20 protein-coding genes and 3 pseudogenes are annotated in these 19,201 nt (G+C 61.2%); 12 read left to right on the top strand and 11 right to left on the bottom strand.

Annotated features, from left to right (window positions below; translation table 11 throughout):
* Positions 1–72: 72 nt before the first annotated feature.
* Genes ACSQ3I_RS23080 through ACSQ3I_RS23070 form a run of 3 tightly spaced genes read right to left on the bottom strand, consistent with a single transcriptional unit; the run spans position 73 to position 3,190 of the window.
* Positions 73–1,446: a Dyp-type peroxidase gene (locus ACSQ3I_RS23080; RefSeq protein ID WP_436002792.1), complete on the bottom strand. Its 1,374-nt coding sequence runs from the start codon at positions 1,444–1,446 to the stop codon at positions 73–75.
* Between the two features lie 3 nt (positions 1,447–1,449).
* Positions 1,450–2,061, bottom strand: a complete 612-nt coding sequence (locus tag ACSQ3I_RS23075; RefSeq protein WP_436002790.1) for a hypothetical protein — start codon at positions 2,059–2,061, stop codon at positions 1,450–1,452.
* Positions 2,062–2,101: 40 nt separating this feature from the next.
* The gene (locus tag ACSQ3I_RS23070) at positions 2,102–3,190 is read right to left on the bottom strand and encodes a catalase family protein (RefSeq protein WP_279731820.1); all 1,089 of its coding nucleotides are present in this window, start codon (positions 3,188–3,190) and stop codon (positions 2,102–2,104) included.
* 154 nt (positions 3,191–3,344) lie between these two features.
* Here ACSQ3I_RS23070 and ACSQ3I_RS23065 point away from each other — a divergent pair, with 154 nt between their 5' ends.
* The 5 genes from ACSQ3I_RS23065 to ACSQ3I_RS23045 are packed head-to-tail and all read left to right on the top strand — an operon-like array spanning position 3,345 to position 7,400.
* Positions 3,345–3,968, top strand: coding sequence for a TetR/AcrR family transcriptional regulator (locus ACSQ3I_RS23065; RefSeq protein ID WP_007407173.1), 624 nt, complete (start codon positions 3,345–3,347; stop codon positions 3,966–3,968).
* Entirely contained in the window at positions 3,965–4,462 is a 498-nt protein-coding gene (locus tag ACSQ3I_RS23060; RefSeq protein ID WP_200883215.1) for an acyl-CoA thioesterase, read from the top strand. Before ACSQ3I_RS23065 ends, ACSQ3I_RS23060 begins: the two co-directional genes overlap by 4 nt.
* Positions 4,459–5,325, top strand: a complete 867-nt coding sequence (locus tag ACSQ3I_RS23055) for a 3-hydroxyacyl-CoA dehydrogenase (RefSeq protein WP_175386709.1) — start codon at positions 4,459–4,461, stop codon at positions 5,323–5,325. Before ACSQ3I_RS23060 ends, ACSQ3I_RS23055 begins: the two co-directional genes overlap by 4 nt.
* Positions 5,326–5,352: 27 nt before the next feature.
* On the top strand, positions 5,353–7,119 hold the full coding sequence (locus ACSQ3I_RS23050; protein ID WP_436002786.1) for an oleate hydratase: 1,767 nt from the start codon (positions 5,353–5,355) through the stop codon (positions 7,117–7,119).
* 41 nt (positions 7,120–7,160) lie between these two features.
* Positions 7,161–7,400: a YHS domain-containing protein gene (locus ACSQ3I_RS23045; protein ID WP_046407408.1), complete on the top strand. Its 240-nt coding sequence runs from the start codon at positions 7,161–7,163 to the stop codon at positions 7,398–7,400.
* A 35-nt stretch (positions 7,401–7,435) separates the two neighbouring features.
* Here the strand turns inward: ACSQ3I_RS23045 and ACSQ3I_RS23040 are convergent.
* Positions 7,436–7,585 (bottom strand): annotated as a pseudogene (locus ACSQ3I_RS23040) (IS3 family transposase); the annotation flags it as partial.
* A 104-nt stretch (positions 7,586–7,689) separates the two neighbouring features.
* Here ACSQ3I_RS23040 and ACSQ3I_RS23035 point away from each other — a divergent pair.
* From ACSQ3I_RS23035 to istA, 3 genes and pseudogenes are all read left to right on the top strand, one after another.
* The gene (locus ACSQ3I_RS23035; protein ID WP_082186271.1) at positions 7,690–8,052 is read left to right on the top strand and encodes a transposase; all 363 of its coding nucleotides are present in this window, start codon (positions 7,690–7,692) and stop codon (positions 8,050–8,052) included.
* Positions 8,049–8,846, top strand: coding sequence for an IS3 family transposase (locus ACSQ3I_RS23030; protein WP_082186272.1), 798 nt, complete (start codon positions 8,049–8,051; stop codon positions 8,844–8,846). The genes ACSQ3I_RS23035 and ACSQ3I_RS23030 overlap by 4 nt, the downstream gene beginning before the upstream one ends.
* A 126-nt stretch (positions 8,847–8,972) precedes the next feature.
* Positions 8,973–9,575 (top strand): annotated as a pseudogene (gene istA / locus ACSQ3I_RS23025) (IS21 family transposase); the annotation flags it as partial.
* A 228-nt stretch (positions 9,576–9,803) separates the two neighbouring features.
* Here the strand turns inward: istA and ACSQ3I_RS23020 are convergent.
* A complete protein-coding gene (locus ACSQ3I_RS23020; protein ID WP_113426808.1) occupies positions 9,804–10,808 on the bottom strand; it encodes an IS110 family transposase in 1,005 nt (334 codons plus the stop codon).
* Between the two features lie 60 nt (positions 10,809–10,868).
* Between ACSQ3I_RS23020 and ACSQ3I_RS23015 the strand changes: the two are divergent.
* Positions 10,869–11,810 (top strand): annotated as a pseudogene (locus ACSQ3I_RS23015) (Mu transposase domain-containing protein); the annotation flags it as partial.
* A complete protein-coding gene (gene istB / locus ACSQ3I_RS23010; RefSeq protein ID WP_436002782.1) occupies positions 11,800–12,594 on the top strand; it encodes an IS21-like element helper ATPase IstB in 795 nt (264 codons plus the stop codon). The pseudogene ACSQ3I_RS23015 and the gene istB, both read left to right, overlap by 11 nt.
* Before the next feature lie 49 nt (positions 12,595–12,643).
* Here istB and ACSQ3I_RS23005 read toward each other — a convergent pair whose 3' ends face one another.
* A complete protein-coding gene (locus ACSQ3I_RS23005) occupies positions 12,644–12,874 on the bottom strand; it encodes a hypothetical protein (RefSeq protein ID WP_436002780.1) in 231 nt (76 codons plus the stop codon).
* A 204-nt stretch (positions 12,875–13,078) separates the two neighbouring features.
* Between ACSQ3I_RS23005 and nadE the strand changes: the two genes are divergently transcribed.
* A complete protein-coding gene (gene nadE / locus ACSQ3I_RS23000) occupies positions 13,079–13,897 on the top strand; it encodes an ammonia-dependent NAD(+) synthetase (protein ID WP_230175143.1) in 819 nt (272 codons plus the stop codon).
* 22 nt (positions 13,898–13,919) lie between these two features.
* On the opposite strand, the gene lspA is transcribed toward nadE, so the two are convergent.
* Both lspA and ACSQ3I_RS22990 read right to left on the bottom strand, forming a co-directional pair.
* Positions 13,920–14,411 (bottom strand): signal peptidase II, encoded by a 492-nt coding sequence (gene lspA, locus ACSQ3I_RS22995; protein ID WP_080843345.1) that lies wholly within the window; start codon positions 14,409–14,411, stop codon positions 13,920–13,922.
* The gene (locus ACSQ3I_RS22990) at positions 14,408–15,274 is read right to left on the bottom strand and encodes a cation diffusion facilitator family transporter (protein ID WP_436002777.1); all 867 of its coding nucleotides are present in this window, start codon (positions 15,272–15,274) and stop codon (positions 14,408–14,410) included. The genes lspA and ACSQ3I_RS22990 overlap by 4 nt, the downstream gene beginning before the upstream one ends.
* Before the next feature lie 69 nt (positions 15,275–15,343).
* On the opposite strand from ACSQ3I_RS22990, the gene ACSQ3I_RS22985 reads away from it, so the two are divergent.
* On the top strand, positions 15,344–15,739 hold the full coding sequence (locus ACSQ3I_RS22985) for a MerR family transcriptional regulator (RefSeq protein WP_097143401.1): 396 nt from the start codon (positions 15,344–15,346) through the stop codon (positions 15,737–15,739).
* Positions 15,740–16,500: 761 nt separating this feature from the next.
* Here the strand turns inward: ACSQ3I_RS22985 and tnpC are convergent.
* From tnpC to tnpA, 3 genes are all read right to left on the bottom strand, one after another.
* Positions 16,501–18,084: an IS66 family transposase gene (tnpC, locus tag ACSQ3I_RS22980; protein ID WP_436002774.1), complete on the bottom strand. Its 1,584-nt coding sequence runs from the start codon at positions 18,082–18,084 to the stop codon at positions 16,501–16,503.
* 69 nt (positions 18,085–18,153) lie between these two features.
* Positions 18,154–18,507, bottom strand: a complete 354-nt coding sequence (gene tnpB, locus ACSQ3I_RS22975) for an IS66 family insertion sequence element accessory protein TnpB (RefSeq protein ID WP_142912583.1) — start codon at positions 18,505–18,507, stop codon at positions 18,154–18,156.
* Positions 18,504–18,893: an IS66-like element accessory protein TnpA gene (tnpA, locus tag ACSQ3I_RS22970; protein ID WP_436002772.1), complete on the bottom strand. Its 390-nt coding sequence runs from the start codon at positions 18,891–18,893 to the stop codon at positions 18,504–18,506. The genes tnpB and tnpA overlap by 4 nt, the downstream gene beginning before the upstream one ends.
* Between the last annotated feature and the right edge of the window lie 308 nt (positions 18,894–19,201).

The following is a 19,201-nucleotide window of genomic DNA, read 5'->3' as shown; positions in this document are numbered from 1 at the left end:
GAGGCCGAGCGCAGCGATCCTGATGAATTGCACGTTCATCTTCACAAAGGCCAACGACTGACCGGCGGGTTCCTAACCCCAGCTCCCGGCCGCCAGCCATTTGAGCGCGGACAGGCTTGGCATGAACAGATATTCGCCGCCCTTCATGACATTGAAAGTCTGCACACCGTCGATGCGCTTGCGCGCCGGCGCCTGCGGGATCGTGAACCGGCCATCATCCTCATGCAGGCCAACGATCGGATCGCGCTCTTCGCCAAGGTCGACGAAATTGCCTCGGTTGATCCACTCCTGCTGCATGAACTCGATCGTGTCGTAGGCACGCGCGCTGATGAAGATGAAGAACAGGCCGCGATCGCCGTTGGCATCGTCCTCAGGCCCCACATCCTCGGAATAAACCGGCCCGAAGGTCGAGGAACGGCGAATGATGCGGTGGATGTTGACGTCGGTGAGCAGCGTCAACTCGGAATCGCGGGGATTGAGCCGTCGCATATGGCAGCCGAGCGGCACGACGCGGCCTTTGGGATCGTCCTTGAAGGTGAAGTCGTTGTTGCGCTGCGGATCGGCGCCGAGGTCGGGATCGTCGTGATCGTGCGCCAGCGTCAAGGGTGCGCCGGAGCGCCAGCGCCCGAACATCTTGGCGGCAAGGCGCTCGCGTTCCTCCGGCGTGTCGCCATGTGCCTTGAGGAAGGCGTTGAAGCAACCGACCCGGCTGTTATACTTGCGCATTACGACGAAGGTGCCGTTCCTTCCGAGAACCGCAGGCTCGGGCATGCCGAGCGGCTGGCCGTTCTCGCTCTCATAGCCGAGGATGAATTCGCCGGCCTTGATCGGCCGCTCCTCGCCTGGCAGCGGATCAACGCCGCTGCCCTCCACTGCGGGCTGGGAGATCGAATCCCGGAAACCGAACGGGTTTTTCGCGCCGTCCGGCGCGCCGAAGCGATGCTCGCCGAGCAAGGTGACGCCGCTGCTCCGGTCGAGTTCGGTGCGCGCCGTCGCCAGCGCCTTGTCGAGCGCATCATCGTCGACCGCGTAGATGGTCAGCGCGAGATGGCAGTTGCCCGGCTTGAACACGTCTTCCCAGTTTTCCGGCGCGTTGGGTCCGAAGTCGCGAAGCTGCTCCGCGCGTGCGGGCATGCCCTGCTGGAAGGGGAGCGGGAAGGTCTTGAGTTGTGCTTCCGGCAGGCCGAGCGCCTTCAGCCCCTCGAAGCTGAGTGCGGCCCCGATCCAGAAATCGAGATCGTCGCTCCAGTTGTCGGCCGAGGTGATATGCGGCGCGAGCCGGCCGAGGAGGTCGCGCGCGCCCTCGGCCTCGTCGAAATGGAGCATGGCGTGGATGCCGACATAGGGCTCCGGCCGGCTTCGCAGAATCAGCGCCTGGATGTCGTGCAGGTCGAGCGTGACGCTGTCGCGCCGGAAGCGCTCTTTCAGTTTCTGAAGGATCGCCATTGCTCAGCCCACCTTGTCGAGAAATTCGTTGACGGCATGCTCCATGCGCTGGAGCCGGCGCACATCGACGACGGTCACCTGCGGGTTGGCGACGAACCAGCCGGCGGCGGTGATCTGATGCTCGGCGATGAAGTCCTTGACCTTGGGGCTCGCAATGCCCGGCCAGCCCTCGACCGAGGCGAAGAGCAGGTCCATCAGGTCGGGGATCTTGGTGGCGAAGTCGTTGATATAGGTGTCCCAGTCGCCATCATAGGCGGTGGCGAACAGGATGCGCGTGTCGTTGTCGAAGAAGACGAAGCGCATATTGTGCAGTGTGCCGACCTTCTGTGCTCCGTCGAAATTGCCGTTCACCAGCCCGAAGATGCGTTTCAGCCGGTCCGCGCCGCCTGGCTTGAGGTTGGCGATGGCGGTAAGCTCCGAGACATTGCCGGACTGAGCGCCGACACGGCCGGCGGAGCCGGCGGTGCCCTTGAGGTCTGGATTATGCTTCGTCACCATCTGCTCGAGGGCGAGCTTGGCGAGCTGCGGCGCGTCGCCGGCCACTTCCTCGATCCGGCGGCGGATGGCCTGAAGGCGGGTTTCGTCGATCTGAGGGGTTCCTTCGGTCTCGGCCATGGCTGGCCTCCTTTCGTAAGTTTGGTTGACGATCGGATCGTCAGTCCGGAATGGCGTCGATGTTCGTCGGCTCGACGCGCGGCTGCGCGTTCATTTCGTGGCGGTAGCGGGCGGAACGTTCATAAGCGGCGATGCGCACCCGCATGATCGAGCCGAGCGGCTGATGATCGCGGATGCCGTGCCAGGGGTTGAAGGACAGCACGTCATCGCCATAGACCCGCCGCGCTGGCGAATAGGCGTCCTGAGGGGGAATGCGCAGCGTGGCGATCGGCTGGTGCGGCGAGAGATCTTCCGGCCAGAGCACCGCCGCATCCTCGACCGGCATCCTTTCGAGATCGGTACAGAGCTGGGCGCGCAGTTGATACTCCGCGCTCTGATCGCGGAAATGCTCGACCACCAGATCGCGCATGGTGGCGTCCTCCACCGCGCCGACATCCTTGCCGGCGAGTGCCCGGACATTGTCGGAGAGCGGTGCGGCGCTGATCTTGGCGATGTAGTCGCCGAAGCGGATCGCCGCCATCGAGTGATAGGTCTCGCCAAGCAGATGGTCATTGTCGCGCGCGAGACCGCGCAGCGTGGCGCCGGGCTCGACGCCGACCGCTTCGACCGCGGCTTCCACTCCCCGCGCCACCCCGGCCATGGCGCGCTGGAGAACGGCCGGGTTCTGGGCATTCTTTTCCAGAAGGCCGATGAGCTGGCGATATTTACCGATCGTGCCGAAGCTCAGGGTCGGGATATTGACCAGCAGGAAATCCTGGTTGCGGCCCTGGTCTTCGGGGAGAAGCCGCTCCCCCGCCACGCCAATGACCTTGATCGCCATGCCGCGCGGAGCCGGTATCGTATCGGAGTGAATATCTCCGGGCGCTGATGAGAGGCGGATCACCACGGAATAGGTGGCGGGACGAGCGAAAAGCCCCTGGCGCAGATGCTCCGGCAGTTCCGGGATGACCAACTCACCCTTCAGGAACCCGTGGCTCTTGGCATGGGCGTCGCGCACCGCATGGCGGTGGCGTTCGAAGGCCTTACGGTTGGTGCTCGCCATGATCTCGAGGATTTCGGCGGTCAGCCGCTCCTCGTCTTCGCCGAGAACCTCCACGTCCGGGGAATAGCCAATGTAGGTTTCAGCCAAGGGCACTCCTTCGCGTTTTAATTTCGATACTGCGGACGATTTCGGGTCGAAATCGCCGTTGATTTCGGATATCAGTTGATATCTGGTTTTACTGAGAACGCGGAACCGCCGAAAAGGTTTCGCACGTCTCGCCCGTTGGTTGGAGAACGAACCCATGCCGCTTACGCGCAAGGACACGCAGCGCCAGACGCGGGACCGGCTGATCGCCGCCGCACATACCTCGATCATCGAGGAGGGGGTCGCCGCCATGTCGATCCGCAACATCTGCAGCGCGGCCGGCCATTCGCAGGGTGCCTTCTACTCGAACTTCGCCAGCAAGGACGATCTGCTGGTCGAGATCCTGCAGAGCCATATCCAGGATGAGGTCACACTGCTTCGCGACCTGGTCGCGCACTGCTCCGGCGATGATATCGAGGCAACGCTCCAGGTGCTGGCCGCCCGGCTCGCGAAGCTGGCCGGTGAAGCGCAATGGTCGCTCCTCTCGATCGAATTGCAGCTTCACGCGCGGCGCGATCCGGCTTTCGCCGAGCGGCACCGGGAGGGCAAGGCGGCCTGCTATCGGATGTTCGGTGAACTCGTTGCCGATCTAACGCAACGCTTCGCACTGCGTCCGGCCTTGCCGCCGATGCAGACGGGCATCGGTCTATACGCGCTCTGGATGGGACTGGCGGTCCAGGGCGATGTCGAAGGCGCCATGCCGCGCGACGAGATGCTCGTCGGCTTCTTCCGCGCCATGGCTGGACTGGGTTCGTCGCATGAGGAGCAGGCGTATTCGTGAGCGGGATCGTGTCAGATCGTCGACGCATCGGCTGCGATGAGCACGGACACCCGCTCGTCGGCGAGGTGGATGAGCATCGGCGCTTCCATATCCGCTTCCGCGCCCAGGACGCCGACATCGACGAACTCGGCAATGTCAACAATGCTGTCTGGGTGACCTGGATCCAGGATGCGTCGGTGGCGCACTGGCTGACGGCCGCGCGTCCGCAAGATCGCGACCGGTTCGTCGCGGTCGTGCTGCGCCATGAGGTCGACTATCGCGGCAATGTCCGGGCGGGAGACGCGGTCAGCGCGATCACCTGGGTCGTCGGAGTGCCGCGCGGTGCGCGCTATGCACGATGCGTCGAATTCCATGATGAAGACGGGCGGACGCTCGTCGCCTCGCTGACCCAGTGGGCCCTTGTCGATCGGGAAACCGGCAAGCTGGCCCGCGTCCCGGTGGAGGTGGCGGCTCCGTTTCTTGGTGACGATACCGCGCAGAAGGAGATTGAATGAGCGATATCAGGAAAGTGGCGGTTCTCGGCACGGGCGTCCTCGGGAGCCAGATAGCCTTCCAGACCGCCTATAGCGGCTTCGACGTTACCGCCTACGACACCAGCGAGGAGGCGCTTGAACAGGCAAGGCAGCGTTTTGCCATGCTCGTCAAGACCTATGGCAAGGAGGTGGCCGGTGCGGCCGACGGCAAGGCCGCCGAGTCCCTGCAGCGCATCACCCTGTCCGCCGATCTCGGTTCGGCCGTCGCGGACGCGGACCTCGTGATCGAAGCGGTTCCGGAGCTTCTCTCGATCAAGCAGGCGCTCTACGAGAAGCTCGCGGGGCTTGCGCCGGAAAGGGCGATCTTCGCTACCAATAGCTCGACCCTGTTGCCGAGCGACCTCAAGGCCTTCACCGGCCGCCCGGACCGGTTTCTGGCGTTGCACTTCGCCAACAGCATCTGGAAGTTCAACACCGCCGAGGTGATGGGCACCGACGACACCGATCCGGCCGTGTTCGATGCCCTGATCGCCTTCGCCTCGGCCATCGGCATGGTGCCGATCCCGGTGCGCAAGGAAAAGGCAGGCTATGTCCTCAATTCCCTGCTGGTGCCGTTCCTGAACGCGGCGGCCGATCTCGCCGCCGGCGGCTATGCCGAGCCGGAAGATGTCGACAAGGTCTGGCGGATCGCCACCGGCGCGCCGATGGGGCCGTTCCAGATCTACGACATCATCGGCTTGAACACCCCCTACAACATTCTGTCGCATGGCGATGAGCACGCCCAGTCGCTCGCGGCATGGCTGAAGGAAAACTACATCGACAAGGGCAGGCTCGGCATCGCCTCGGGCGAAGGCTTCTACAGCTACAAACCCTCCGCAGACTGATCCCAACAAGAAGAACAGGAGTTCGCCATGCACTATAGCAGTGGAAACTATGAAGCCTTCGTGCGTCCCCGCAAGCCCGAGGGGGCCGACAAGAAGACGGCCTGGTTCGTCGGCTCGGGGCTGGCGGGGCTCGCCGGCGCCGCCTTCCTGATCCGCGACGGCGGCGTTCCGGGCGATCGCATCACCATATTGGAAGAGCTGGGAATCCCCGGCGGCGCGCTCGATGGTCTTGATGTGCCGGAGAAGGGCTTCGTCATTCGCGGCGGCCGCGAGATGGAGGAGCATTTCGAGTGCCTGTGGGACCTCTATCGCTCGATCCCCTCGCTGGAGATCGAGGGTGCCAGCGTCCTCGACGAATTCTACCGGCTCAACAAGGACGACCCCAACTTTTCGCTCCAGCGTACGACGCAGAACCAGGGCCAGGACGTGCCCGACAAGGCGCTGCTGACGTTGAACGACAAGGCCCAGAAGGACCTGCTCTCCGTTTTCCTGGCGACACGCGAGGAGATGGAGAACAAGCGCATCAACGAGGTCTTCGGCGAAGATTTCCTGAAGAGCAATTTCTGGCTCTATTGGCGCACCATGTTCGCCTTCGAGGAATGGCATTCGGCGCTGGAAATGAAGCTCTACCTGCACCGCTTCATCCATCATATCGGCAGTCTCGCCGACTTCTCCTCGCTCAAGTTCAATCGCTACAATCAGTATGAATCCATGGTCCTGCCGCTGGTGAAGTGGCTGACCGATCACGGCGTCACGTTCCGCTACGGCGTCGAGGTCACCGACGTCGATTTCGACATCCAGCCCGGCCGCAAGCAAGCGACCCGCATTCACTGGAAAGAGCGCGGCGTCGAAGGCGGCGTCGATCTCGCGCCAGACGATCTCGTCTTCATAACCATCGGCTCATTGACCGAGAATTCCGACAATGGCGATCACAAGACGCCGGCGAAGCTCAACGAAGGACCGGCGCCGGCCTGGGACCTGTGGCGCCGCATCGCCGCGAAGGATCCGGCCTTCGGCCGCCCCGACGTGTTCGGCGCCCATATCCCGGAGACGAAATGGGCCTCCGCCTCCATCACTGCCCTCGACGCCCGCATTCCGGCCTATGTCGAGAAGATCACCAAGCGCAACCCCTTCACCGGCAAGATCGTCTCGGCGGGTATCGTCACGGTGAAGGACTCGGCGTGGCTGCTGAGCTGGACGGTTCATCGCCAGCCGCATTTCAAGAAGCAGCCCAAGGACCAGATGATCGCCTGGTTCTACGCGCTCTTTGTCGACAAGCCCGGCGACTATGTGAAGAAGCCAATGCAGGAATGCACCGGCGAGGAAATCACCCAGGAGTGGCTCTACCATCTCGGTGTACCGGTCGAGGACATTCCGGAGCTCGCAGCCTCCGGCGCCAGCACCGTGCCCACGATGATGCCCTATATCACCGCCTTCTTCATGCCGCGCCAGGCGGGTGACCGGCCGGACGTGGTGCCGGAGGGCGCGGTCAATTTCGCCTTCATCGGACAGTTCGCGGAATCGAAACAGCGGGACTGCATCTTCACCACGGAATATTCGGTGAGGACCCCGATGGAGGCCGTCTACACCCTGATGAATGTCGAGCGCGGCGTGCCGGAAGTCTTCAACTCGACCTACGATATCCGTACGCTGCTGGCAGCGATCGGTCCGCTGCGGGACGGCAAGGGCATCGACCTTCCCGGACCGGCCTTCCTGCGCAAGCTGCTGATGAAGAAGCTCGAAGGCACCGAGATCGCCAAGCTGCTCGAAGAGTTCCATCTGATCGAGGAGTGAACAGAGACCGGAAGGCACGCGCGGCGTGTGAAAGGTGATGAATGGCCGACGACGATCAGAAGAGCGAACGCGCCGCCGAGGTGACTGGGGCGCACGGCCATCATCACCATCATGAGCCGGACGGCGAAACGCCGTCCGGTCACGTCGACCATGATCCGGTCTGCGGCATGGTGGTCGATCCCGCCAGGACCGCTCACAAGGCTGAGTATGAAGGCGAGCGCTACGTCTTCTGCTCGGCCGGCTGTCCGTCGTCAGAACATTCGGCACAACTCGCGGCGTAGATTAGCGGAGTGCGGACCTCGTCAGGGGGTTGATGTTAGGCGGCGAACTTGCGGTGCTGCAAGCGCCGATGTTCGATGGTCTGTCGCTTGATCCTTTCGCGCAGTTTGATGATTGCCGGAGCCCTGCCGAAGTAGGCGTCGGCAGGCGTCACGTTGGCCAGGCTCTCGTGGTATCGCTGGTTGTTGGTTTCCACGCAGAACTGAGCCGGTTATGGAGTGAACCCCTCGGGCTGGACCACGGGACCCAGAAAAACTGATACACTCTGCGGGCCTCAATCGGAGAAGGCTCATGAAGTCCCGAGGTCCATATCGCCGGCATTCGACGCCGTTCAAGTTGCAGCTTTGCCAGGATATCCGAAACGGCGTCATCGGACGGCGCGACGCACAACGGACATACGGCGTTTCGGCAAACCTCATACAGCTATGGCTGACGCAGTTCGATCGCGGCGATCTGAACGATGAGGAGGCTGAGGCCAGCGTCATTGCCGAGTACGAGGCCCACATTGCGGCGCTTGAACGCAAGGTCGGCCAGCTCACCATGGAGCTGGACCTGGTTAAAAAAACACCGCGCCAGTTGATCGCCGGCGACAGCGGGAGCTCCTCCATCATCACCGGTCCCCGGCCTGCTCTGTCAGACGGGGGTGCAAAATGATCGATCTCCCGAGGAGCACCTACTATTACCGATCAAAGGCAAAAGCTTTAAATCTCGGCGACAGCGAGCTCGTTGCAATCATAGAGGACATCCAGGACGAGCTGCCTTGCTATGGATACCGGCGCGTGACACACGAGCTTCAGCGAAGAGGCCACCTCGTTAATCACAAGCGTGTCGCCCGCGTCATGCGGGCCAATGGCCTCGGTATCAAGCCTCGCAAGCGGTATGTTCGCACGACGGATAGCAACCACGATTCGCCGATTTACCCAAACCTTTATCGCAATGTGATCCCGTCGCGGCCTGATATGGTCTGGGTGGCCGACTTCACGTACATCCGCATCGCCGCTGGCTTCTGCTATCTTGCTGTCATTCTCGACGCCTGCAGCCGGAAAGTCGTCGGCTATGGCCTGTCGAAACGCCTGGATACGCCGCTGGCTTTGGCAGCATTGCGTTCGGCGATCGAGAACAGAAGGCCCCCACGCGGCTGCATTCACCACACGGACCGCGGATGCCAGTACGCAAGTGAGACCTATCGACGAGCGCTCGATGCGGCAGGCTTACAGGGGTCTATGAGCGCCGTCGGCAACCCTTATCACAATGCGCAGGCAGAGAGCTTCATGAAGACCCTGAAAGTCGAGGACGTCTACATCGCCGGCTACGAAACATTCGCGGATGTGGCCGAACGCTTGCCCAGGTTCATTGAGGAGATCTACAATGCCAAGCGGCTGCACTCGGCCCTTGGCTATTTATCGCCAGCAGAATTCGAAACTCAACTCGCCCAGCAGGCGGCTTAGTTTGAAGCGTTTCGATGGTCCAGCCCGAGGGGTTCACTCCATTAGGCGCATAATTTCCATTGAGAATTGAGCCATGTGAACCTTCCCCCCAACGCGGTGAGCGACGGGGGCAACGGAGTGATCCACATGGGACTTTTAAACATTATCCGTCGGATGGCGCTGCGCGAGAAGCAGTCGATCCGGGAGATCAGCCGGCGCACCGGGCTGTCACGCAACACGATCGCGAAGTATTTGAGCGCTGGTACGATCGAGCCGACGTTCACGGTACCGGAACGACCGAGCAAGCTTGATCCCTATGCCGACAAACTTGCTGGCTGGCTGAAGACCGAGGCCGGGAGGTCGCGCAAGCAGCGCCGAACGCTGAAGCAGCTTCATGCGGACCTGGTGGTTCTCGGCTTTACCGGCTCCTATGGTCGGGTCGCCGCATTCGCCCGTGACTGGCGGGCTGAGCAGCAGAAAGCGGGCCGCGGCATATTCGTTCCGCTATCCTTTCGCCCAGGCGAAGCATTCCAATTCGATTGGAGTGAAGATTATGCCGTGGTAGGCGGCGAGCGCACGAAGCTTCAGGTCGCACATATCAAGCTGTCGCACAGTCGCGCGTTTCTGGTCAGGGCCTACCTGCTGCAAACGCACGAGATGCTGTTCGACGCCCACTGGCACGGCTTCCGTGTGTTCGGCGGCGTACCTGGCCGCGGCATCTACGATAATCTATGGACGCCTCCCGGGCGAGATGAACATTTGGCGGCACTCGGCATTGGATGCGTGAATCTATCCGGCCTATCGCTGGAGCGATCACGCTCCTGGCCTTGATGGGAGTCCGCTGCCTCTTTCCTCATAACATGATCGACCTTTGTGGCCTTGTCGTAAATCAGGATCCGAAGCTGCGGTCCGTGCCGTTACGCCATCAGTTCTTACCTCGCATTCATCATTGCCTCACAGGCAACGATTGGCAAATGACTATTTTGCGGCATAGCGCTCCTGTCGTGTGAGCAAGGCCCATGCTACCCGCGCGGTCTTGTTGGCGAGCGCTACGATCGCTTTATTAAATCCACGGCGAGCGACGAGCTCTTTCAGCCATTGCGATCGGCGATCGTCGTGACTGGCAAGTCGGCTGATAACTGCGCGTGCACCATGGATCATTTGGCGACGGAGGTAGTGGTTCGCTCGGCGGCCAATTCCGCCGAGGCGTGGTTTGCCGCCAGTCGTGTATTGTCGCGGGACCAGCCCGATCCAGGCCGCCAGTTCTCGCCCCGATTTGAAGTGGCGCCCGTCCTCAACGCTGGCCACCAGTGCAGTTGCAATGATCGGACCGACGCCAGGCAGTTCGCACAGACGGTGGCAATCTTCTCGCTCGCGGCAAATCTCGCTAATCTTCCGGTCGAGCCTGGCAACCCGGTCATTCACATCGGTGAGCTGGTCAAGGAGTTCGAGGAATAGCTCGCGCCCGAGATCGGAAAGAGGTGCATTCTCGACAGCCGAGGGTGCCTGAGCAGCAAACCGCCATGGCCCCTGCGGCAAAACGATTCCATACTCGGCAAGAAGGCCGCGGGCATGATTGATCAGCGATGTCCGCTGAACGATCAGACGCTCCCTAACTCTATGTAGTGACTGAAGGTCTTGCTGTGCGGTCGACTTGACCGGTACGAACCGCATGGTTGGACGTGTCGCCGCTTCATAAATCGCCGCAGCATCGACCGCATCGTTCTTGGAGCCACGGACAAAGGGCTTCACGAAGCGTGGATTGATCAGCAAGACCTCTCGCCCGTCATGCTGGAATTGCCGCCCCCAATGATGAGCGCTGGCGCAGGCTTCCATCGCTACCATCCTGGGGTTTATCGCTTTGACCGTTTCGGCCAACTTCGAACGGCTGATCTTCCGCGACAGGATAGCGCCATCCGACGCGATGCTGTGGAGATGGAATGACGACTTTCCAAGATCGATTGCGAGCAATTCGAATGTCATGACTTCCTCCTTTAGTTGGGCCCCTCATTCTGAGGCCTCGGAGGGAGGCGTCCATCCCATAACATGAAGACCGCGGTCGATCGCGTAGGCCGGGGCAAGGAGCGGCAGGTCAACATCCGCTTCCTGGCGATGACGAACCATTATGTCTTTGCGCCCGAGTTCTGCAATCCAGCGGCAGGTTGGGAGAAAGGTCAGGTCGAGAAGAACGTCCAGGATGCCCGGCCACGCTTGTGGCAACAGATGCCGGACTTTCCCGATTTGGCGGCGTTGAATGACTGGCTGGACCAGCATTGCCAGGACCTATGGCGGGAGACGGCGCATGGAACCTTGTCCGGCACGATCGCGGATGTTTGGGCTGATGAGCGTGCAGCCTTGATGGCGCTCCCCGCCATGTTTGACGGCTTCGTCGAGCAGAGCAAGCGCGTCTCACCAACATGCCTGATCACCTTCGAGCGGAATCGTTACAGCGTGCCAGCATCGTTTGCGAACCGGCCCGTCAGCCTGCGGATTTATCCCGAACGGCTGGTCGTTGCGGCCGAAGGCAATATCCTCTGCGAACATGTGCGGGTCATTGAGCGCAGTCACGACAAACCGCCGAGGACGATTTACGACTGGCGGCACTATCTTGCGGTCATCCAGCGCAAGCCCGGTGCCCTGCGCAATGGTGCACCCTTCCTGGAATTGCCGCCGGCCTTTCGGCAATTACAGGATCAGATGCTTCGCCGCCCCGGCGGTGATCGTGAGATGGCGGACATCCTCGCCCTCGTTCTTCACCATGACGAACAGGTCGTACTCAGGGCTGTGAAGCTTGCCCTGGATGGGGGCGTCGCGACCAAAACGCATGTGCTGAACCTGCTGCATCGGCTGATCGACGGCAAGACGATCGACGGTCCCGACATCGATACCCCGCAGGCGTTGACCTTGCTTCGTGAACCCGAGGCTAATGTCGAGCGCTACGATGGTCTGCGTGTCCGGGTCGCGGGAGGTCGCAATGCGTCATGATCCCGCCAGCGCCGCCGTCGTCATCATGCTGCGTAGCCTGAAGATGTATGGCATGGCCCAAGCCGTCACGGACCTTATCGAGCAAGGGGCTCCAGCCTTCGATGCAGCCGTGCCCGTCCTGTCCCAGTTGCTGAAGGCCGAGATGGCCGAGCGTGAGGTTCGCTCCATCGCCTATCACATGAAGGCTGCCCGTTTCCCTGCCTACAAGGACATCTCCGGGTACGACTTCGCCGCCAGCGAGATCAACGAAGCGACGGTGCGCCAACTGCACCGATGCGAGTTCATGGACGGAGCGCAGAATATCGTTCTCGTCGGCGGGCCTGGCACGGGAAAAACACATATCGCGACCGCCCTCGGTGTCCAGGCAATCGAGCATCATCGCCGAAAGGTCCGCTTCTTCTCTACCATAGAATTGGTCAATGCGCTCGAGCAGGAGAAGGCCAAAGGCAAGGCAGGCCAGATCGCTGAGACTCTGGTCCGTCTCGATCTGCTGATCCTCGATGAGCTCGGATACCTTCCGTTCAGTGCTTCAGGCGGAGCGCTGCTCTTCCACCTGCTGAGCAAACTCTATGAGCGCACCAGCGTCGTCATCACCACCAACCTCAGCTTCAGCGAATGGGCTACCGTCTTCGGCGACGCCAAGATGACCACGGCTTTGCTCGACCGCCTGACCCATCGTTGCCATATCCTGGAAACCGGGAACGACAGCTTCCGCTTCAAAGCCAGCTCGGCCGCCGCGGCACAGAAAAGAGGAGAAAAGACCAATCCCTTGACCAAACCCTGATCAGAAAACCATACTCAGAGGTGGCTCACTTCTCGGTGGAAAAACCGGCTCAGTTCCGCGTGGAAACCAACACCAGAGGACATGACTTGCCGCTGCAGTCGGGCTTGGCCGGCATTTCGTCAGGGCAACACGGCATGTCGCCTGACATCTCCATGCCGGACATGCCGTGCATCGCGGGTCCGGAGGCCGCCATTACGCTGTCCGCCGCCCCGATGCTCAAGGGACCGACCACAATCCCCAGCAGGGCGGTCACGAACAGCAGTCGATGGATGACCTTCATGAACCTCACCCGCATAGTCTGGCACGAAGACATCGGGGTTGGAAGAGGTCTCACGGAAAAGTGCGTTATCGACAGCGACGCACTTCGCGCCTGCTCCGGTTACGTGTCGATCTGCAGCCATGTAAGTTCACGAGACAGTCGGGATTCGGCAGGTTGCAACTTTCTCGCCTGGTTTGGATTTCACAGCTGTTATGGAGGATTGTCGTGCGTGACCAACATTTGCAGATTATCGAGGCGCTCGGAGTAGCGAAGGAATTCGACGCGTCCGCGGAAGCCGAGCGCAGAACGGCCTTCCTCGCGGATTACATGCAAGCCTCGTCGTGCGGAGCGCTCGTCCTTGGCATCAGCGGGGGAGTGGATTCGCTCACCGCGGGACTGCTTGCCCAGACTGCGGTGAACCGCCTCCGGGGCAGAGGGCATAAGGCGGAGTTCATCGCGGTCAGACTGCCTTATGGCACGCAGGCCGACGAGGCCGACGCTCAGAGAGGGCTCGCGTCCATCGGCCCCGACCGCGTAGTCACCATCGACATAAAGCCCGCAGCCGACGCGATGATGGCCGAGGTCTGCGGGGACGCAGGCGACCTGTTCGAAACCGTTCGGCTGGACTTCCACCTTGGCAACATCAAGGCGCGCCAGCGGATGATCGCCCAGTACGCGCTCGCCGGCGCGGTTCGTGGCCTGGTGATCGGGACTGACCATGCGGCGGAGGCATTGATGGGCTTCTTCACGAAATTCGGCGACGGCGCTGCGGACGTCCTGCCGCTTTCCGGACTGACCAAGCGGCGCGTGCGGGCGCTCGCCGAATATCTCGGAGCGCCGAGGGACCTGGTGTTCAAGGTGCCGACCGCCGATCTGGAGTCCGACGCTCCGCTGCGGCCCGATGAAGACGTCTACGGGGTCACGTATGATGACATCGACGACTTCCTGGAAGGAAAGCCGATCGGAGAACCCGCGTTTCAGCGCATCCTCGCGACGCACGTCGCGACGGCCCACAAGCGCGCCCTGCCACTCTCGCCGCAATGACAGGAATGGCCCTTAGGCCCCGTTACCGTGCTGACGTACCGTCGCCCACCTCGGCGGTTCCGCTTTGCGTGGTCTGCAGGACCAACAGAAGGGCCACGCCTGAAGAAATCCAGACATCGGCCGGATTGAACACGAACGGCTCCCATTCACCAAAGCGGAGGCTCAGGAAGTCAGTCACGGCGCCCCTCATGCTGCGGTCGATCAGGTTTCCGAGCGCGCCAGCCAGGATCATCGACAGGGCTGCCCGTTGCCAGCCGCGCGAACGATACGCCCATATAGCGATGACAAGTGTTATAATGCCCGTAACCCCGATCAGGACTGCTTTGCCGATTTCGCCGTCGACAGCGAACATGCTGAACGACACGCCTTTGTTGAAGGTCAGTCGCAACGGTACCAAAGGCAGAAAGTCCGTGGGGGGGCCGTAAGGTTCAAGGCTCGCCCGCGCCCACGCCTTCGCTCCCAGGTCAAGTGCCGCGCCGACCAGGACCACGGCAATTGAAGCAACCGCCCTCATCTGTCCCTCGCCGCAGAGAGGTCCTGTCTTGCGTCCCGGATGATCGACCACGCCGATTGAAGGAAGAGGCCTGCAACTGCGAACGCGACCACGAGGTCAGGCCATTGTGTTCCCGTCCACCAGACCAAGCCCGCGGCGGCCACGACCGCGAGATTGCCGATCGCGTCGTTTCGCGAAAACAACCACACCGCCCGCATGTTCGCGTCGCCCTTGCGGTGCGGGATGAGCACCACGGCCGCCAGAACGTTGACGACGAAGGCGACAAGCGCGAAGCCGCCCATGAGCACGGATTCCGGCTGATGCTCGATAAACACCCTGTAGATGGTGGACGCGACGACGCCAAGTCCGAGCAGGCCGAGGAAAACACCCTGTAGAAGAGCCGCCTTGGCGCGAGCGGCGAGGCCCCATCCGACCGCGACCAGCCCCAGGAATGAGATCATGCCGTCCCCCAGGAAGTCGAGGGCGTCCGCCTGTAGCGCCTGGGAGCCGGCGAGGAAGCTTCCGACGATCTCAACGACTCCGTAGCCAACGTTCAGCAGCACGACGATCCAGAGCGCCCTCTTATATGCCGGGGTGACATGCGACAGGTCCGGAATCCTGTCGTCGTCATCGCCGTCTGCCGTGTCGCTGGATGGGCCGATGCGGTCAAGCTGATAACCCAGACCCGTGATGGCGCTTTCCAGCAGAGGCAGGCGGTTCGCCGGCTCGTCAACTTGCAGTGTCATAATCTGCGATGCGATCGATACCTTCACGTCGGCCACGCCTTCGACCTTGCGCGCGGTCCCCTCGATCTTGGCGGCGCAGGAGGAACAATCCATCCCCGTCACCTGATAGCGGATCGTGTCGGTTGCAGCTGCTGCCATTTCGTCGGTCCTCGATATTCGAATTCGACCATGGTACTACCTGTAGTGACTACAGGAGCAAGACGAAAAATGCAGATCGGCGACTTATCCGAGAAATCGGGCGTGAACATAGAGACTATTCGCTATTACGAGCGCATCGGGGTCCTCCCAATCCCAGCCAGGATGTCCAACGGCCGTCGCACCTATGGCGAAGCAGACGCGCAACGACTGTGCTTTATCCGGAATGCCCGGGAACTTGGTTTCGATCTGGCATCGGTGCGCGTTCTTCTGGCTCTCCAGGAACAACCGGAAGCATCGTGTGAGGATGCAAGCCGCATCGCCCAAAGCCAACTCGACGCCGTGGAAGATCGTATCGCCCGTCTTACGAACCTGAAAACGGAACTGCGGCGGATGATAGCCGAATGCCGTCTCGGTCAGGTGGCCGATTGCCGGATCATCGACGCCATGGCGGGAGGAAGACCCTGAGGCTGACATCAAAACTGTGTTGGCAGACTTCAACCGACAGTTCCGGCGGACGAGGCCCGGCAAGTGGATGTTGCCCAGCGTCTCGGTGTCGCGCAGCCGACTGTCGCAAAGCGTCGGCCAGTGTTTTAAGCGGCCCGTCATTGTTGTTGGAACTGGACATTGAGGAGCACGGCCTTCGAGGAGAAACTCACGCAATCTCGGTACCAGACGCAGTCGCACAAAGACAGGCCGTCGGCGTGGTTGGGCTGCTTGCGTGGCTCAACGTAACCGGTGTTCTGCGCCCACATTGTCTTCCGTTCTTGATCTTTGCATGGAGATGGATCGGGCTGCTTACCTTGGACATGCGTGCCCGGTTGTCCTATTGTGAACGCGTTGATAGAGCGGGCCCCGTCATGGGCTCTCGTAGAACCAGTCGCATCGGGCACTCGCGGAACTTTGTTGCGCTGGGACAAGTCGATGAAGACACTTGGAAAAGGGTTCAGGTAGCGGGTCGTGTTAAGAGTATTGCGGAAAGTCGCCGTTGATTTTTTCTTTGGGAATTATTCTGTTTACAACAATTCAATCGTAGGGGCTTTGATAGTTCTTTTTCTGCATGTTGGTTTCGGCATTGAGAATAAACTGGCGCTCGTGATTTGCTACCTTGTTTACACATTCTCGATGATCTTTGTGGGGCGAGCGCGTAAGTAGGCCGTCAAGGTAAATTGCTTCAATGCTATGGCCTGATGGAGCGAATGGCGAGCGCTGAAGCTCCTTGCGTCCGATTAGCCTCCTTCCGCCAGTCTATTCCAAGGCAACAACTCATCTATCCTGCTCTGCTTGTGGCCGTTTACGATGGCGGTGAGCGTCGTGGTCAGGTAGGCCTGCGGATCGACGGCATTGAGCTTGCATGTCTCCACGAGCGAAGCGATGGTCGCCCAGTTCTCCGCACCAGCATCATGACCTGCGAAAAGTGCGTTCTTCCGATTGAGCGCAATCGGTCGGATGGTCCGCTCGACACTGTTATTGTCGATCTCAATGCGGCCGTCAGTCAGGAAGAGCTTCAGACCATCCCAGTATTTGGCAATATAGGTCAATGCCTCGCCGAGTGGCGACTTGGTCGCGACACGGGCGCGGTGATGAATGAGCCAGGCATGCATGTCGGCGACGAGTGGCGCTGACCGTTCATGCCGTCCGGCGAGGCGAGCCTCCTGATCGAGACCGCGCAGTTCGGCCTCGATGCGATACAGCTCGCCGATCCGCCTTACGCCCTCCTCGGCAATCGGGGCTGAGCCGTTGCGGGTGATCTCCACCAGCTTGCGCCGGGCATGCGCCCAGCAATAGGCGAGCTGGATGTCAGGACCGACACGTTCCGGCGCAATCAGCCTATTGTATCCCGCATAGCCATCCACTTGCAGGATGCCGGAGAAGCCGTGCAGTATTCGTTCGGCATGAATGCCTCCCCGGCCAGGAGCATAGGTGAAGGCAACACCTGGCGGAGCACCGCCGCCCCACGGGCGATCATCCCGCGCCAGCGCCCAGAAGTATCCGGTCTTCGTCTTGCGGGAGCCCGGATCGAGAACCGGGGCACGGGTCTCATCCATGAACAGCTTGGTTGAGCGCTTCAGGTCGGCGATCAACGCATCAAAGACGGGCCGCAGTTCATAAGCTGCCCGACCGACCCAGTCGGCCAGCGTGGACCGGTCGAGGTCGATGCCCTGGCGGCTCATGATCTGAGCCTGGCGGTAAAGCGGAAGGTGATCGGCATACTTGGAGACGAGAACATGCGCGACGGTGGCTTCCGTCGGCAGCCCAGCCTGGATCAGTCGTGCCGGAGCTGGAGCTTGAACGACACCGTCAGTGCAAGAACGGCACGCATATTTGGGCCGCCGGGTGACGATCACGCGGAACTGTGCCGGGATCACGTCCATTCGCTCGGAGACATCCTCGCCAATGCAATGCAGACAACCGCCGCAGGCGCACGTCAGGCTTTCCGGCTCGATCACCTCTTCGACACGCGGGAGATGCTTCGGAAGGGAACCGCGATTGATCGCGCGTGGCTTGGCAATCCTGCTTCCAGCCGGAACGTCCGCCTCATCCTCGGCATGGATCACGGCCATAGCCGTCTCCAGGTCTTCCAGCGCCAGGTCGAATTGGTCCGGATCGGTCTTCTCGGATTTGCGTCCGAAGGCTGCCTGCTTGAATGCTGCGACCAGCTTCTCAAGCCGTTCGATCCGCTCATCCTTGCGGGCGATATGTTCGTCCTTGCTGGCTATCGCGACATCCTTGGCCGCCTCGCGGGCCTGCGCCGCGATCAGCATCGCCTTCAGGGCGGCAATATCATCGGGAAAGTCGGCGGCACCAAGCATGGCTGGAAGCTACCAAATCCGGAGCCGATTTGCCTTCGGAATTTGTTGTGCTGAGTCATCGTGCCGCAGCTATTCGATAGCCTCCGGTGTTCTTGTCTGGATGGCATGAACCCGCCGCCAATCAAGGCCCGCGAACAGGGCTTCGAACTGGGCGTGGGTGAGCGTCATCAATCCATCTTTGATGCCTGGCCAAGTGAAGGTGTGCTCCTCCAGCCGCTTGTAGGCCATGACGATCCCGGAGCCATCCCAGTAGATCAGCTTCAACCGGTCCGCCTTGCGTGAGCGGAATACAAAGACCGTTCCGGTGAACGGGTCCTTGTGCAGCTCGTTCTTCACCAGCGCCGCCAGGCCGTCATGACCCTTGCGGAAATCCACGGGTTTGGTCGCCACCATGATCCTGACGCGGTTCGACGGAAAGATCATGTCGCTGCCGCCAGGGCGCGAGCGATGGCAGCGATCCTGGCAGCAGACGCACCTTTCTCAAGACGGATCGTAACTGGACCCACGACGATCTCGGCGCGGGAAGCGGCCTTGACGGTCTGCGGCTCCGGCGCTGGAGCATCAACAACGATGGCCACAAACTCGACTGCGTCTTCCGGCTCGGGCAACACCAGCTTGCCCTGCCGAGCCAACGTCCGCCACGATGACAGGTGGTTGGCCTTCAGCCCGTAGCTTCCTGCTACTTCGTTCACGGTTACGCCTGGTCTCAAGCTCTCCGAAACGATCCGTGCCTTGACCTCATCGGGCCATTGGCGATGGGCCTCACGCCTGCTCCGCCGCGTTGTGAGAACCTCCAACGTAGACTCCATGGAGAAACTCCTTGTCGCTCATCCATGGAAACTCGATCACAGATCAGGCAGCGGCTGCCAATGTGGGGGAAGAACACCGGTTACGGCTCAACTGAGGATCAGGCTCGCCATTTGCAGCTCAACCGGCTGATCGGCACATCAAATCTTCAACGCCTCGACAATAACCTTGAAGGCTGGCGAGTTCTGCCGTCTGCCGGGATAGAACAGATAAGCATGGACGGCTGTTGGCATCGAACGCCTTGAAGGGATACGAACCATCGCCCCTATTATCACCAGAGCCTACCGACCATCTCGTCCAAACACTTGGA

This window comes from Rhizobium sp. LjRoot30 (genome assembly GCF_964253915.1).
In the GTDB taxonomy this organism is placed as follows: domain Bacteria; phylum Pseudomonadota; class Alphaproteobacteria; order Rhizobiales; family Rhizobiaceae; genus Metarhizobium.
Note: the sequence above shows the minus strand (reverse complement) of the source record. Positions and strands in the feature narration are given on the sequence as shown.

Bases quoted from the DNA above. Each gene is read 5' to 3' on its own strand.
- ACSQ3I_RS23045 (WP_046407408.1), top strand. From the start codon at position 7,161: ATGGCCGACGACGATCAGAAGAGCGAACGCGCCGCCGAGGTGACTGGG.
- ACSQ3I_RS23020 (WP_113426808.1), bottom strand. From the start codon at position 10,808: ATGACATTCGAATTGCTCGCAATCGATCTTGGAAAGTCGTCATTCCAT.
- ACSQ3I_RS22990 (WP_436002777.1), bottom strand. From the start codon at position 15,274: ATGGCAGCAGCTGCAACCGACACGATCCGCTATCAGGTGACGGGGATG.
- ACSQ3I_RS23050 (WP_436002786.1), top strand. From the start codon at position 5,353: ATGCACTATAGCAGTGGAAACTATGAAGCCTTCGTGCGTCCCCGCAAG.
- tnpC (WP_436002774.1), bottom strand. From the start codon at position 18,084: ATGCTTGGTGCCGCCGACTTTCCCGATGATATTGCCGCCCTGAAGGCG.
- ACSQ3I_RS23080 (WP_436002792.1), bottom strand. From the start codon at position 1,446: ATGGCGATCCTTCAGAAACTGAAAGAGCGCTTCCGGCGCGACAGCGTC.
- ACSQ3I_RS22985 (WP_097143401.1), top strand. From the start codon at position 15,344: ATGCAGATCGGCGACTTATCCGAGAAATCGGGCGTGAACATAGAGACT.
- ACSQ3I_RS23065 (WP_007407173.1), top strand. From the start codon at position 3,345: ATGCCGCTTACGCGCAAGGACACGCAGCGCCAGACGCGGGACCGGCTG.
- lspA (WP_080843345.1), bottom strand. From the start codon at position 14,411: ATGAGGGCGGTTGCTTCAATTGCCGTGGTCCTGGTCGGCGCGGCACTT.
- tnpA (WP_436002772.1), bottom strand. From the start codon at position 18,893: ATGGAGTCTACGTTGGAGGTTCTCACAACGCGGCGGAGCAGGCGTGAG.
- ACSQ3I_RS23075 (WP_436002790.1), bottom strand. From the start codon at position 2,061: ATGGCCGAGACCGAAGGAACCCCTCAGATCGACGAAACCCGCCTTCAG.
- ACSQ3I_RS23005 (WP_436002780.1), bottom strand. From the start codon at position 12,874: ATGAAGGTCATCCATCGACTGCTGTTCGTGACCGCCCTGCTGGGGATT.
- ACSQ3I_RS23055 (WP_175386709.1), top strand. From the start codon at position 4,459: ATGAGCGATATCAGGAAAGTGGCGGTTCTCGGCACGGGCGTCCTCGGG.
- ACSQ3I_RS23035 (WP_082186271.1), top strand. From the start codon at position 7,690: ATGAAGTCCCGAGGTCCATATCGCCGGCATTCGACGCCGTTCAAGTTG.
- tnpB (WP_142912583.1), bottom strand. From the start codon at position 18,507: ATGATCTTTCCGTCGAACCGCGTCAGGATCATGGTGGCGACCAAACCC.
- ACSQ3I_RS23030 (WP_082186272.1), top strand. From the start codon at position 8,049: ATGATCGATCTCCCGAGGAGCACCTACTATTACCGATCAAAGGCAAAA.
- istB (WP_436002782.1), top strand. From the start codon at position 11,800: ATGCGTCATGATCCCGCCAGCGCCGCCGTCGTCATCATGCTGCGTAGC.